The sequence below is a fragment of the Stenotrophomonas sp. CFBP8980 genome (assembly GCF_034046095.1).
Lineage (GTDB): Bacteria > Pseudomonadota > Gammaproteobacteria > Xanthomonadales > Xanthomonadaceae > Stenotrophomonas > Stenotrophomonas lacuserhaii.
In genome coordinates, this window is sequence record NZ_JAXCXF010000004.1 from 151,713 (window position 1) to 165,286 (window position 13,574).

12 protein-coding genes are annotated in these 13,574 nt (G+C 64.8%); 4 read left to right on the plus strand and 8 right to left on the minus strand.

Annotated features, from left to right (window positions below; genetic code table 11):
• Positions 1-8: 8 nt before the first annotated feature.
• The 3 genes from SOM47_RS10845 to SOM47_RS10855 all read right to left on the minus strand — a co-directional run bounded on the left by SOM47_RS10845 (position 9) and on the right by SOM47_RS10855 (position 4,989).
• The gene (locus SOM47_RS10845; protein WP_320505546.1) at positions 9-1,028 is read right to left on the minus strand and encodes a cupin-like domain-containing protein; all 1,020 of its coding nucleotides are present in this window, start codon (positions 1,026-1,028) and stop codon (positions 9-11) included.
• Positions 1,029-1,031: 3 nt separating this feature from the next.
• Positions 1,032-1,790, minus strand: a complete 759-nt coding sequence (locus SOM47_RS10850) for a SapC family protein (RefSeq protein ID WP_320505547.1) — start codon at positions 1,788-1,790, stop codon at positions 1,032-1,034.
• Between the two features lie 67 nt (positions 1,791-1,857).
• On the minus strand, positions 1,858-4,989 hold the full coding sequence (locus SOM47_RS10855; RefSeq protein WP_182656049.1) for a TonB-dependent receptor: 3,132 nt from the start codon (positions 4,987-4,989) through the stop codon (positions 1,858-1,860).
• 405 nt (positions 4,990-5,394) lie between these two features.
• Here SOM47_RS10855 and SOM47_RS10860 point away from each other — a divergent pair, with 405 nt between their 5' ends.
• Positions 5,395-6,402, plus strand: coding sequence for a LacI family DNA-binding transcriptional regulator (locus SOM47_RS10860; RefSeq protein ID WP_414715797.1), 1,008 nt, complete (start codon positions 5,395-5,397; stop codon positions 6,400-6,402).
• Between the two features lie 368 nt (positions 6,403-6,770).
• Positions 6,771-7,265, plus strand: a complete 495-nt coding sequence (locus SOM47_RS10865) for a hypothetical protein (protein ID WP_152620574.1) — start codon at positions 6,771-6,773, stop codon at positions 7,263-7,265.
• A gap of 18 nt (positions 7,266-7,283) precedes the next feature.
• Here the strand turns inward: SOM47_RS10865 and SOM47_RS10870 are convergent, their stop codons facing one another.
• The 5 genes from SOM47_RS10870 to SOM47_RS10890 form a co-directional block, all read right to left on the minus strand.
• Positions 7,284-7,979 carry a L,D-transpeptidase gene (locus tag SOM47_RS10870; RefSeq protein WP_042612884.1) on the minus strand — a complete coding sequence of 232 codons (696 nt, stop codon included), beginning with the start codon at positions 7,977-7,979 and terminating at the stop codon, positions 7,284-7,286.
• A gap of 115 nt (positions 7,980-8,094) precedes the next feature.
• Positions 8,095-8,364 carry a hypothetical protein gene (locus tag SOM47_RS10875; RefSeq protein WP_042612885.1) on the minus strand — a complete coding sequence of 90 codons (270 nt, stop codon included), beginning with the start codon at positions 8,362-8,364 and terminating at the stop codon, positions 8,095-8,097.
• Between the two features lie 118 nt (positions 8,365-8,482).
• The gene (locus SOM47_RS10880; protein WP_320505548.1) at positions 8,483-9,865 is read right to left on the minus strand and encodes an aldehyde dehydrogenase family protein; all 1,383 of its coding nucleotides are present in this window, start codon (positions 9,863-9,865) and stop codon (positions 8,483-8,485) included.
• A 29-nt stretch (positions 9,866-9,894) separates the two neighbouring features.
• Positions 9,895-11,550, minus strand: coding sequence for an acetolactate synthase large subunit (locus tag SOM47_RS10885; RefSeq protein ID WP_192083533.1), 1,656 nt, complete (start codon positions 11,548-11,550; stop codon positions 9,895-9,897).
• A 97-nt stretch (positions 11,551-11,647) separates the two neighbouring features.
• A complete protein-coding gene (locus tag SOM47_RS10890; RefSeq protein WP_320505549.1) occupies positions 11,648-12,385 on the minus strand; it encodes a hypothetical protein in 738 nt (245 codons plus the stop codon).
• A gap of 429 nt (positions 12,386-12,814) precedes the next feature.
• Between SOM47_RS10890 and SOM47_RS10895 the strand changes: the two genes are divergently transcribed.
• Together SOM47_RS10895 and SOM47_RS10900 are read left to right on the plus strand one after the other, a co-directional pair.
• On the plus strand, positions 12,815-13,219 hold the full coding sequence (locus SOM47_RS10895; RefSeq protein WP_320505550.1) for a hypothetical protein: 405 nt from the start codon (positions 12,815-12,817) through the stop codon (positions 13,217-13,219).
• Complete coding sequence (locus SOM47_RS10900) at positions 13,216-13,515, plus strand: hypothetical protein (RefSeq protein ID WP_320505551.1); 300 nt, start codon at positions 13,216-13,218, stop codon at positions 13,513-13,515. The genes SOM47_RS10895 and SOM47_RS10900 overlap by 4 nt, the downstream gene beginning before the upstream one ends.
• Positions 13,516-13,574: the final 59 nt, after the last annotated feature.

Consider the following 13,574-nt stretch of genomic DNA (forward strand, 5'->3'; position numbering starts at 1 on the left):
TGTCCCCATCAACGGTTGAGTAGCGCCAGCAGCCGGGCGCGCATGCGCCGCGCCTGGGTCGTATCGAACGGTGCCAGCTCGCCCCGTGCGGCTTCGGGCAGATGCTGCCCGGCGCGCTCGGCGGGGCCGAATACGTAGTAGTCGAAGATCGCCGCCCAGGCCTGTTTCTCACGCGCTGGCAGGTCACGCAGGGCCCACATCGCATGCTGCAGCGCCGGCAGGGGCGAGGCCAGCATGCTCGGCGAACTGCGCCACCAGTAGTTCACCAGCACGTTGAACGGCTCCAGGCTGCGCACGTGGTGCCACCACAGGCTCGGGATGAAGATGGCATCACCGGGCTCCAGTTCGGCGCTCTGCGCACTTGCCAGAGCATCACGGAAACGGGGATGCAGATCGAAATCCGGGCGATCGAAATCCACCACGCTGACTGCCTGCCCGCCGGGGGTGGGATCCATCGGGCCCGGGTAGAGGTTGTCGATCTGCTCGGGCGGAAACAGGGTGAACCGGCGTCGGCCGACCGTGCAGCACGCCAGGTTCTGCGGGGTGTCGTAGTGGCAGGAGGCCGTGACCCGGTTGCCGATCCAGATGCTTGCCGGCGCGTCGATGCCCTGCCCGGCCAGCCCGGCGTCGTTGTGCTCGGTGAACCCGGGCAGCGCACGCGCGACCGGCAGCGAGGCGACGTAGTAGGTCGGCGGGCTGGGCGAAGCGAGATGGTCGGAGATCGCCTCCAGGACCTCTGACAGCGCGCCGCGCCGGACCTCGATGTTCAACGCGGTGAAGTCCGCCGTGTAGAACGGTCGCCCTTCAATCCCGGGATCGCCGAAAGAATACGGAACCGGCAACCCTGCATCGAAGCGGCGCAGGTAGGCCATGGCCTCGTGGGGGCCCTGCAATCCGGCCTGCACCAGTCCCCAGTCGCGCACGATGCCACGCAGCACCACCGGCTCGCCAGCGTCCACCAGCGCCTGCAACGGCAGCGAGCCGGGGTCCAGGCCTTCCAGTGCGCGCATGGCAACGGCCTCCCGCATCGGTCAGTTCCTGCCCGCCGTAGACGCAGCATCCTGCATGCGCAGGCGTCGTTGTTTCTCGGCGATCAGGCGGCGCATGTTGTGCAGCGATGCCAGCATCAGATAGGCCCCTTCCAGATAGCCGGCGCGGTTGAGTCCGGCCAACGCGGCGCCATCCAGCAGCGCCAGGCGATCACGGTCGATCGCGTGCAGCCCGTTGACCGTGAACCGATGTTCCGCGTCGACCTGCACATCCAGCGTGACCGGTTGGATCAGCCCTTGCGCGTCCAGCGCGGCGAACATGTCCGCACCGAACGCGTGGCCATCGTGGATGCCGCGCAGTACGCTGGCGATGTGGTCCAGGTAAGGGGAGTTTCCCCCCTGCGGCAGGAACACCGGCTCACCCTGCATCGCGGTCACGCGCGGATGATCAAGATCCACGTGCAGCACCGCTTCTTGGCTGAGCGTGCCATCGATGTGGCGGTCCTGGAAGCCGATCAGGAACGGCCCTTTTGCCGCGGCCCCGGGCAGGTAGGAGGCATTCCAGTGGCCGTCCTGCAGGAACAGATTCTCGTGCTGCTCGAACCCGAGCAGCGCTACCGCTTGCCAGGCGCCGCTGTCGGCATCGCGGCGCAGGAAGATGGGATATTCCCGCTGCAGTTCGGCGAATTCGCTCGGGTAGGCCGGCAGCATGCCCACCGCGTCGCCGAATTCGGGCCCGAAGCCGGTCGCCACGCGCAGGTCGTGGTGGGCGATGTTGTTGAGCATTTCGTATCGCGACACGGTGTCGTCCCCTCCCAGCAGGAGCCTTGAACGGGTGCCGCCGGCAAGGCAGCGGCACCCCCACGGTTCAGAACCTGTAACGCACGCCGAGCATGTAACGCGGACTCTGGTCAGCCAGCTTCACGATCATCTGCGAGGTGCGCGAACGCCAGCGGACGTCCTCTCCGGTCAGGTTGATCGCCTCCAGGCCGAAGGACCAGTTCTCATTCAGTGTGTAGTTCACGCTGAGATCCCACTGGTCGTATTCTTCCACATAGTAGGGATTGCGGCTGGTGCCCTGGTTGGCGAGGATCAGGTACTCGTCACGCCAGTTCCAGGCCAGGCGTATCGACCATCCGTACTTTTCGTACATCAGCATGGCATTGGCGGTGTCGCTGAGGCCGGTGAGCGAGAACTGGTCTATGTTCGGATCCCCCGCATCGTTGTAGCCCACGTCGCCGTTGACGATGGTGTAGTTGGCCAGCACGCCGAACCCGGTATCGCCGAAGAAGTACTGCCCACCGAGCTCCCAACCACTCAGCTTGGACTCGTTCTGGTTGATCGGGCGGTTGACGTTGAACTGGTACAGGGGGTCGGCTGCGGTGCCATACAGATCGTAGGCGGCTTCGGTGGACAGCACCTGCGCGTCTGTCCCGTTGTAGGCACCCAGGCCGGCAGGATTGTTGCGCAGCAGTGCCAGCGCGGTGAACAACGCGGTGTCGTTGGCATTGCAGGCCGCCGCATTCGCCGCACCCACCTGGGTAGCGCAGGCGCCGCTGGTGAGGAAGGCCAGCGCCGCCTGCGCATCCGGGCCGGCAGTGGGATCGCGCAGTCCGTACAGGTTCTCCTGGACCACGGTATTGCCGATGAAGTTGGCGACCCGCTTGTTCCAATACGTGACCGACACGTAGCTGGCATCAGCGAAGTACCACTCCAGCGCCATGTCGAGGTTGTCCGACTCCAGTGGCTTCAGTTGCGGGTTCTGTGCGGTGCCGCTGGCGCGCGAAGAGGGGTCGATCAGCACTGAGCCGAACGGTTGCTGTGCGGTCGGACCTGCGTACAGGTTTCCGATCGGCGCGCGCGCGATGCTCTTGCCGAATGAGACGCGCCCCTTCAGGTCGTCCATGAGGTCGATGCTGAAATCGAGGTTGGGCAGGACGTAGCTGTAGCTGTTCTTTTCGGTGAACGGCTGTTGCTCATCGGACAACACCACGCGGAAGTCATTGTTGGACTGCCATTCGATGGCCTCCGGGATGGCGATGACCGAAGTGGACACCACATCGGTGGTTTCGTAGCGCACGCCCAGGCGGGTATTGGTGCGCAGCCCGCCCAGCTCGCCGTCCAGCTCGACCTGGAAATAGGCGGATTTCGTCTTCTCCTCCACCAGGTTGTCGGCGGCGCGCTGCGGGCTCACGCCGAGACTGGCGCCATAGTTGTCCGCCGCCCACTGCGCCAGGCGGCCAGCATCGCCGCGCCAGGCGGTGAAGCTGTTGGCATTGAAGTCGTTGAACAACCCGACGATGTTGACCGGCTGCAGCAGGTCCATCAGCCCATTGGCCACGTCCCCGTCGACGTTGGCCACGCCCCAGTCGCCGAGGGTGTTGTAGTTCTCCGCTGCCTGGATGCGGTGCGTGGTCTGCTTGCTCGAATCCACGCCGAACTGGAAGCGACCCTTGTCGAAACTCCACTCGCCGTCGACGCGGCCCTGCTTGATCTCGCTGACCTGGGTCTGCGAATTGATGCGCAGCACCTGCGAACCGATCTCGCCCGGCACGAACCCCGGATTGACCACGCCGTTGACCTTGGCGAGTGCATCGGCCGTGCTCGGGTACCAGACCTGGGTGCCCACCGGCAGGCCGTTGTTGAAGTTCATTTCCTGCACCCACGACCCACCGCAATGCGGCCCGGTGGTGCAGTTGTTGGTACCGGCGATGCTGCTGAAGATGGAGCCGCCCCCGGTGAGCGGATCGTTCGGCCGGCTTTCGTTCTTGGAATCGTGCGCGTCGAAGCTCAGCTTGAACCGATCGGTAAGTTGCCACAGTGCGTTGAAGCCAAGCGATCCCAGCTTGTACTTCTGCATGCTGCGCTGTTGTTCAAGCCCGAAATCCTTGGTGCCCGCGACCTCTCGGATGTAGATCGGCGTGGCTACCGCGCCGCTGGTGTCGAACTCGACGTCGGTGTAGTTGCTGTTCTGCAGCCACATGCCCTGTTCGCCACGATTTTCGGTGATCTCGTTGGTCGAATAGGTGTAATCCAGGGTCAACGTCACCGCGTCGGTCGGCGCGAACTGCAGCACGGCCTGGCCGTTGATGCGCTCGCGCTCGAACTCGGAAAACGCATAGCGGAGGTCGTTCGGGCGACCGTACAGCGCGCCCACCGCCGGTGCATTGACCACGGTCGGGTTGCCCGGCAGCGTGCCGGTCCACGGCTGGATGTTCCAGTAATTGTTGGTGGCCTGCACCGAGCCACCCTTGCGCTTCTGGTAGCTGGCGCTCACACCAACGCCGAAGGTCTTTTCCGGGTTGCTGTAGCTGAAGAGGCCGGACAGTTCCGGCGTCAGGTCGTCACCGAACGGCTGGCTCTCGTCGGAAACGATCTTCGCGCCGGCACTGGCGACGGTGCCTTGATGGTCGAAGGGACGCGCCGTCAGGATGTTGATCGTGGCGCCGATGCCACCGCTGGGCACATTGGCCTGGCTGGTCTTGTAGACCTCGATGCCGTTGATGGCCTCGGCGGCAAGCTGGGCGAAGTTGAAGGCACGGGTACCGCCGTCGACGCCGCCGATGGCGACCTGTCCGGATGCACCGAAGGCATCGGCGCCCGGCATCTGGCGCCCGTTGAGCGTGACCATGTTGAACTGCGGGCCGAAGCCGCGCGCGGTGACCTGTGCGCCCTCACCATCACGGCGTTCGATGGAAATACCGGTGATGCGCTGCAGTGACTCGGCGAGGTTGGTGTCGGGGAACTTGCCGATGTCCTCCGCACTGATGGCATCCACCACGCCGGCCGAGTCGCGCTTGATGTCCATCGCCTGGCTGAGGCTGTTGCGGATGCCGGTGACCTGCACGGCGTCCAGCTGGGTCGGGCTCGCCTGGCCCTGCTGCTGCGCCACGGGCGCCGGCGTGGCCGGGTCCTGCGCGAAGGCGGGATTGATGACCAGGACGCCGCCGACGAAGGTGAACATGGCCCTGGAGGTGAACTTCGCCAGCGTCCGGCTCATGGCAGAGCCCTCCAGCCGGGTATACGACGGACAGTAACAGCGCTCATGACTCTCCCCTCTGACATACGATCGAATGGATACACCGCCCCTTCTGGGGCACGTACGGGCGACGCCCGTCTTCCAAACCGAACATCGCAGTGCGCGTTGCCTTCACTGCGACTCAAACTCGCTTGCGGATTTGCCAGAACAGCCGCGCGGTAAGGGGGGGTACCTGCTGGCCTTACCCTGGCTCAGTGGTAGCGCTACCATCACGTCTCGGGCGCAGACTACTCACCCCGGATCGCGCTTGTCATCATGCAGCGCAGCAAAGGAGTTGATTGTTTGAAAAGCAGCCAAAAAGCGGTACGTCGCAAGGCAAGCGCCGTCACCATCGATGACGTGGCCGCGCATGCTGGCGTTTCGCCGATGACGGTTTCACGTGTCATCAATGGCCATGCCGGCGTGCGCGAAGGCAACCGCGATCGGGTCATGCGCAGCGTGCAGGAACTGGACTACCGGCCCAACCCTGCCGCCAGTGCGTTGGCCGCCGCGCAGCACACCTGCATCGCGTTGATCTACACCAATCCCAGCTCCAGCTATCTGCGCGAGCTGCTGGTCGGCGCGCTGCGCGGGTCTACCCGGTCAGCGGCGCAGCTGGTGATTGCCAGTTGGGATGAGCTGGACGGCCAGGCGCGTCGGGAGGCCGCGGGGCAGCTCTCCATCACGGTCTCGGGCGTGATTCTTCCGCCGCCGCTGTGCGAAACAAAGGACATCGTCGATGTATTCGTCGACGCCGGCATTCCCGTGGTTTCCATCGCGTCCAGCCATTTCAGCGATCATATTTCCTGCGTACGCATCGATGACCGCCAGGCAAGCCGGGACGTAATGTCGCATCTGCTGGCCCACGGGCACACGCGCATCGGCTACATAAAGGGCAATCCAAACCAGACCGCCAGCGCGCATCGATGGCAAGGTTACCGGGATGCACTGGCTGACGCCGGTATCGATTATGACGCCTCCCTTGTGCAGCCCGGTTACTTCACCTACCGCTCCGGACTGGACGCAGCCGAACGGTTATTGGCCTTGGAAGAGCGGCCCAGCGCGATCTTCGCCAGCAACGATGACATGGCATCGGCCGCGGTTTCAGTGGCGCACCGGCGCGGCCTGGAGGTACCAGGCGATCTATCAGTCGTTGGTTTCGATGACACGTCCGCCGCGACGATGGTGTGGCCGGAACTGACCACCCTGCATCAGCCCGTGGCAGACATGGCGGACAGCGCGGTGGACATCCTGTTGCGGGAGATCCGCCGCTCCGCCACCGCTGGGCGCGTGGCCGTCAATCAGGTGCTTGCGCACCGGTTGGTCACGCGCGCGTCCGTATCCGCGCCGTTGCCGCCGAAGGAAGCCGCGCCCCGTCCAACGCGCTCGGAGTGACGTTTGCCGGCAATGTCGTGGCCCCGTGATGGAACGGCGCATCCGCAGTGACATCGCACTGGCGCTGGCAGCACCGCGCGCTACATCGCGCTGCGCAGACTGCCTGCATCGCCCATCCTGCGAGGTACCGACGGCGCGCATCCACCATCTCAATTGTATTTCCACCTGCCCGCCCGGCGGCCGCCTCATTGACGGGCGCAAGCACGGGGTGCTGCGGCGGCAGACCGCAGGCGATGCGCTATCCTTGCCCGCCGCATGGCAACGCTCCCCTGGATATGAAAGAACGAGACGGCATTCCCGCTGCAAGGCTGCCCGCCACACGGCTGCGTAGCCGGCGCGTGCGTTGGACCGGCGCGGCGCTGCTGGCGTTGGCCAGCCTGCCGGCGCTGGCTGCCACACCCCTGGAACTGGCCCACGAGGTAAACACGGAAATCGTGACCAGGCAGGTCATCGAAGAGGGCGAGGCCTTCCTGCGTGCCTTTGGCAGCGGCGAAGGTATCGCGGCTCCCGACGATCCCCCCGCGTGCCGCGAAGCGATCAAGAACGCGATGGCGGCACATCTGTCAGCCGGCGTGAGGCAGGTAGCCGAAGGAATCCAGGACCCTGTCCAACAGGCCAGGTTCGATCAGTTGCTGGCGAGCGTCTACACCCCTGCCGAGCTGAAAGCGTTCCTTGGTCAGCGCAACCAGGTCGAGCTGCCCGAGCTGCTTGCCGCCGTGTTGGCTGCCCCCAAAGTGCGCGCCGCGCATGATGCGCGGATGGAGGCGTTCACCCTGGGCGAACCTGATCCCGCGTCGCCGGAGGGCATGGGCCTGCAGCGTGCCAAGGAAACCTGCGAACGCCTGAGGGCGCAAACGCGTTGACGGTCTGCGCCGCGCGTATCAACGCGCGGCTTTCTCGCCGTTGTCTTTCATCGCGGCACGTGTCTGTGCGAACTCGGGAAACGTCTCGGCCACCGACGCTTTGTCCGGAAGCACATAGAACACGCCACCGCGCTCGAACGTGGTGCGGACGATCTGTTCGTAGAACGTCGGCGAGATGTTGATGCACCCGTGGGTGACGCGGTTGTCATCGGGCGAGGCCGAAGCAAGTCGCTCGGCACGCTTCTCCGATGGGACGCCGGTGGTGATGGGATGCAGCGCGACACCCGAATCGTAGTCGACCCAGAGCACGCGCCCTGCATCGATCGAGGGTCCGTAGCCGCCGATGAAGCGACCCGCCGGGGTCGTGCGGTCACGTCCCGGAATGGCCCGCAGGGCCAGGCCAGCGACGCCGGGCGCGGTGTGGTCACCGGTGGCCGACCCGAACAGCGCTGGCGCGGCACCGCGCAGTCGGCCTTCCCCGTCGAAGACCAGGACCTGCGCAGCCGCCTTGTCCATGATCGCGAATGGGTAGCCTTGGCTGTCTTTGGAAGCAACGACCCAGCCGGCCAGTTCAATCACGGTGTCCGACACCGTTTGGCCTTCCGGGAGTTCGTCGACCGCAGCGGCGGATTGCGCGGCGGCGTTCTTCGCGCTCACCGGTGCGGTGCACGCCAACGCCAGCGCGAGTGCCAGCACACCGCAAACGGGCCGCATTCTGGAGGATGGATGAGTACGGATGGGACACTTCCTTTGAATCGGTTTCTACTGCTCCCGAGGAAACCAGTGGCCTGTGCAGGCCACCGGTGCCTGGTTCAAACGTGTCGGGCGATCAACCGCGCGGCTTGCGGCGCGGCGCCTGCTCAAGCTGCTGGACGCGGCCTTCGATCTGGTCGAGGCGCTGGTTGGCCTGCGTGGCGGACTGGTTGGCCGATTCGGCGCTCTGTGCGGCGCCCTGCACCTTCACGTCGAGCTGGTCGAGGCGCGAATCGATGCGTGCGAAGTCGTCCTTATAGGTGGCGCAGGCGCTCAGGCTGACGCCAGCGATAAGGGCGATACCAAGGTTGCGTGCGGTCGTCAGATTGGGTTTGCTGAGGAACATTTCACTATCTCCTTCTTCGGGGGTGTTCGGACTATAGCGGCGTTTTCGGCTGTGCCAAGACCGACGTTCAGTTGATGCCGGAAGAAGTAGAGGCAGCGTGAAGGCAGCGCATTCCCGCTCAGCTTCTATGCATCAGGATCATTTTTTCCTGCGACATGTCCCGCATGGTGTACGGAATGCCGCCGGTGCCGTAACCCGATTCGCGGCGGCCGGCGAACGGCATCCAGTCGGTGCGGAACGCGGTGGCGTCGTTGATCATCACCGCCGAGGCATCCAACCGGTTGGCCGCGCGCATGGCGATGTCGATATCCTGCGCGAAGATGCTGGCCTGGAAGGCGGTCGGCAGCGAGTTCGCCCGGGCAATGGCTTCGTCCAGATCCGAATAGCGATACACCGCCACCACCGGCCCGAACACTTCCTGCGTGGTCACCCGCGCATCAGCGGCCGGGTCGAGCAGCACGGTCGGCTGCAGGGTGGTCTCGGAAAGCCGCTTGCCGCCACTGGCGAGCTTCGCACCGCCCTTCACGGCTTCGTCGATCCACTCCACCACCCGGTCGGCCTCGCGGGGCTGGATCAGCGGCCCCACGTCGGTGTCTTTCAGGGTGGGATCGCCGGTACGCAGCCGTTCCACACGGGCGATCAGCGCCTCGGTGAAGTCATCGGCGATATCGTTGTGGACGAAGATGCGCTGGGTGGAAACGCACACCTGGCCAGCATGGTAATAGCCGCCCTTGATGATCGGCTCGATGATCCTGGACAGGTCCGCACTGCGGTCGACAATAGCCGGCGCAACCCCGCCGTGCTCCAGTGCCGAACGTGCGCCGTGTGCCAGCTTGCTGTGCAGCGACCACCCTACCCTGGCCGATCCGATGAAGCTCAGGAAGGCAACGCGCTTGTCGGTGGCCAGTGCCTCGGCCAGGTCGTTGCCTTCCGGCAGGAAGCTCTGGCACCACGGCTCGGGCAGCCCGGCTTCATGCACCATCGCCACGAAATCCAAGCAGGAAAGTGGCGTTGCCGATGCGGGTTTGATGATTACCGGGCAACCCACGGCGATCGCCGGGGCGACCTGGTGCACTATCAGGTTGAGCGGGTGGTTGAAGGCCGAGATCGCCGCCACGATGCCGATGGGCTCGCGGGTGGTGAATGCCCAGCGCCCCACCGCCGCGGCTGAAAGACCCATCGGGATCTCCCGGCCACCAAAGTTGCGCAGCTCGTCGGCGGCATTGTGGACGCCATCGATGGCGCGCGTGGTTTCAACGATGGCGTCCGGCAGCGGTTTGCCGCCTTCGCGTGCGATCTGCAGCGCGAGGTGGTCGCGCTTGGCGTCCATCAACGCGGCCAGCCTGCGCAGGATCGCGATGCGTTCGTGCGGGGGCAGCCAGCCGTCGCGGTCCTTGAAGACCCGCTCGGCGGCGCTGAGCTTGTGTTCCAGTGCCGCGGCGGTGTCGAATCCGATTTCAGTGATGGGGGCGCGGTCGAAGGCCTGTACGACGGTCAGCATGTTGGGCTCCTTTACAGGGTCACGGGCGGTCATGCACAGCCCACGTCGGGCGTGCGGTTGCGCAGTTCATCCACCAGCACGCGGGTGTTTTCGGAATAGTCGATCGGCACATCCAGCACGTGCACGCCACCGCCGGCGAAGGCTGCTTCAATCATCGGCACCAGCTCCTCCACGGCGCTCACCCGGCTGCCCTTCGCGCCGTACGCCTCGGCATATTTCACGAAGTCCGGGTTGCCAAAGCGCATACCGAAGTCCTCGAAGCCATCCACCGCCTGCTTCCAGCGGATCATGCCGTAGGCGCTGTCGTTGAGGATCACCACCACCAGGTTCAGCCCCAGCCGCACGGCGGTTTCCATCTCCTGCGAGTTCATCATGAAGCCGCCGTCGCCACACACCGCCATGACCCGGCGCTGCGGGTACAGCATCGCCGCCATCATCGCCGACGGCAGTCCGGCGCCCATCGTGGCGAGCGCATTGTCGAGCAGCAGCGTATTGGCCACATGCGTGCGGTAATTGCGGGCAAACCAGATCTTGTACATGCCATTGTCCAGGCAGACGATGCCATCGTCCGGCACGGCCTGGCGTACGTCGTGCACTATCCGTTGCGGGGTGATCGGGAACCGGTCTTCTTCGGCACGATCGTTGAGCCGGGCGAGGATGTCCTGGCGCAGTCCGGTCATGCCTTCGTCGGTAGACAGGCGCCCTTCCAGCCGCTCGGCCAAGGCATCGACGGAGGCGCCGATGTCGCCCAGCACTTCGATATCCGGGTGGTAGACCTGCTCCACCGTGGCCGACTGGAAACTGATATGGATGACCTTCGGCCCGCCGCTGCTCTTCATCAGGAAGGGCGGCTTTTCGATCGTGTCATGGCCGATGGCGATGATCAGGTCGGCGCGGGCCACCGCCTCGTGGACATAATCCCCTTCGGACAGTGCGGCCGTGCCCATATAAAGGTTGGAGCCACCGGTGACGGCACCCTTGCCCATCTGGGTATTGAAGAATGGCAGGCGTGTGCGCGCCACGAACGCGGACAGTGCCTCGGTCAGCCACGGCCGGCTTCCGGCCGCGCCAATCATCACCAGCGGTCGCTTTGCCGCGAGGATGGCCGCTTCAGCCCGATCAAGCGCGGCAGGCGCCGCGATGGGCCGCTCCAGCGCATGGACGGGGATGACCGGGACATCCTCCACTTCCTCGCCGGCGATGTCCTCCGGCAGTTCCAGATGGACCGGGCCGGGCCGCTCTTCCATTGCCACACGGAACGCATCGCGCACCATGGCGGGGATCGAGGCCGGGCTGACAATCTGCCGCGTCATTTTCGTGAGCGGCTTCATCGACGCCACGATATCCACGATCTGGAAGCGCGCCTGCCTGGCACTCATAACCGCCTTCTGGCCGGTGATGAGGATCATCGGCCACGCGCCCAGGTGGGCATACGCCGCACCGGTGGAGAAGTTCAGCGCGCCCGGGCCGAGCGTAGCCAGGCACACGCCGGGCCTGCCAGTGAGCCGGCCGTGGGTAGCGGCCATGAAGGCGGCTGCCTGCTCATGGCGGGTGAGAATGAGTTCAATCCTGGAGTTCCGAAGCGATTCCAGGAAGTCCAGATTCTCTTCGCCCGGCACGCCAAAAATGCGGTCTACGCCTTCGTTCTCCAGCGCCTTGACCAGTAGATCCGAGCCCTTCTGCATAGCGTCGATCCTTGCGGTGAGGATGCAGCCACTATACGCCCGGGGTATTACGCTGAGCCTGTAACGGAATGGCGACGCGTGGAACGCTCTGTAATCATTACAAGCCGGTGACGGCTTGGGCCGACTGCTCAGCCAATGAAGCTTCAAGCAGATTCACATAGGTCTCCAGCCTGCTGCGGATGCCGACCAGAACCCAGCCGAGGGCATACAGCAGGACCATGCCGAAGATCAGCACAGCGGCTATCGGATTGACATCGAAGGCACCGGCCCAGTCACCCCACTTCCAAGTGCGAAGCTGCAGGTAGAGCGCTCCCAACACGGGGAAGAAGCCGAGCTTCTGCAGCCCGCCGAAAGCCAGGCCCATCCGCTCCGTCATGCCTTGCCGAAGCGTGCTCGCAAAGCGAAGCCGCTGCTCGCGCTCTTCTCTTGGGAATGCCCTGAGCTGATCAACCAGATACGCCCAGTACGCGAAGTCACCATCCATCTCTGCCGCATGGGTCAGGCGAGGTTTGATGTACTGCCGCCCTTCCCGCTTGAGCATCAGCACGAACGACAGCAGGAACCCGGTGATCTCGGTCAGCAGACACCCCATCAGGATCATGATCTGTGAGCCTGCGGGAAACAGGCTGTCTGGCAAGGCGGCAGTGAGCAGCCCCAGCCCGGTGGCCCCCACACCCACCCAAGTGCCACCCTTTTCCAGGCGCGACGGCTTCGGATGGATGCTCTGCGCTGCGTAGCCCTGCACCTGCTCGAACAGCCAGGAGAAGGTCAGCTCACCTGTAGCCGGCTTCGTACCGGCGTCGGCGCCATTGCACTCACTTGCCTGCATATCCATTGCGGGGTCCTTCGGTCTGACTGTCGATGTCGCCAGCTGGCCGCGCGCCAGCTCGCTGTCCGCCGATAGTAGCGTGACCCCGGACTGGGAAGGGGGTGATCCGCTGTAGCCACCGCCCCCGTCGCAACCACCAACTTCGCAACTATCCTCATGGACGCCTCCCCCACCCCATCGCAAGCTGGCCGTGCTGAAGCCGAAGAGCAACGGCCGGGATTGGCATCCCGTTTGGTAACAAAGCAATTGGCTCTGTTTTGCCCCCTTGGGCACGGCGGAGAATGCACAGCATTGCCCGTAGGTTTTATGGCGGGCGATGTGTGGGGATCCCAATCCGCCGGATTTTTTGCTTTGTAACCACCGGTATGCCAACCCGCATCGCCTGCCACCTTGCGCGCTCGCGCAGGTGGCCCCACGCCATGCGAAGGAGAACCGATGGAAACCAACTATCCTCTCAGCGCCGAGCGCCTGTATTCCCTGATCGGGGACAAGATCAGCGAGTTCCCGCCGCATTTCATCGAGCGCCTGGAACGGAAGCTCGAAGAGTTCGCGCAATTGCGCCCGCGCGGCGACCGCGTGGTACAGCTGCAACGGGTACCCAGTGTCGGCAGCAATGCGCCCTCGAGCGGCCCGCACGGCCCTGCCGACCGGAACGTCGCCGTACCCTTCCGCACCCTGCTGGCACTGGGTACCGTTCTTGAAATACTGCACGCGGTGCACGTGGCCAGGCCAGAAGAAACCCCCGAAACTATGATCAGCGATCAGATGGTGGAGGGCCTGATCGTATGCGGGAGGGAGATGGTCGAATCCGTGAAGGCTGAAACGTGGGGCAAGCAATGAGCAGCACGGAGGTCGGGGGCCCGGCCATCAACAGCCCACAGGCGCGTGCCGCCCAGCGGGCGGAGTTCCTCGACGCCCGACTGAACGTGGACAGCTGTGACGAGGCCAACGTCGCGCGCGCACTGCTGCTCGTTGCCGAACTCGACGGCATCGACGCGGTTGCGAACGAATGCCGCCTGAGCACGGCGACATTGCGCAGGCAGTTGAGTGGCTCATTTCCGCTCTACCTGGGAACGATACTGCTGGTAACGCGCGCGCTCGGGCTCCAGCTTCGGGTCGAAGCGGCGGCCGGCTGACAACCGGTTCAGGCGACGCCCCTCCCCTTCTGCGTCCCATCGAGGCGCCGGCCGGCGCC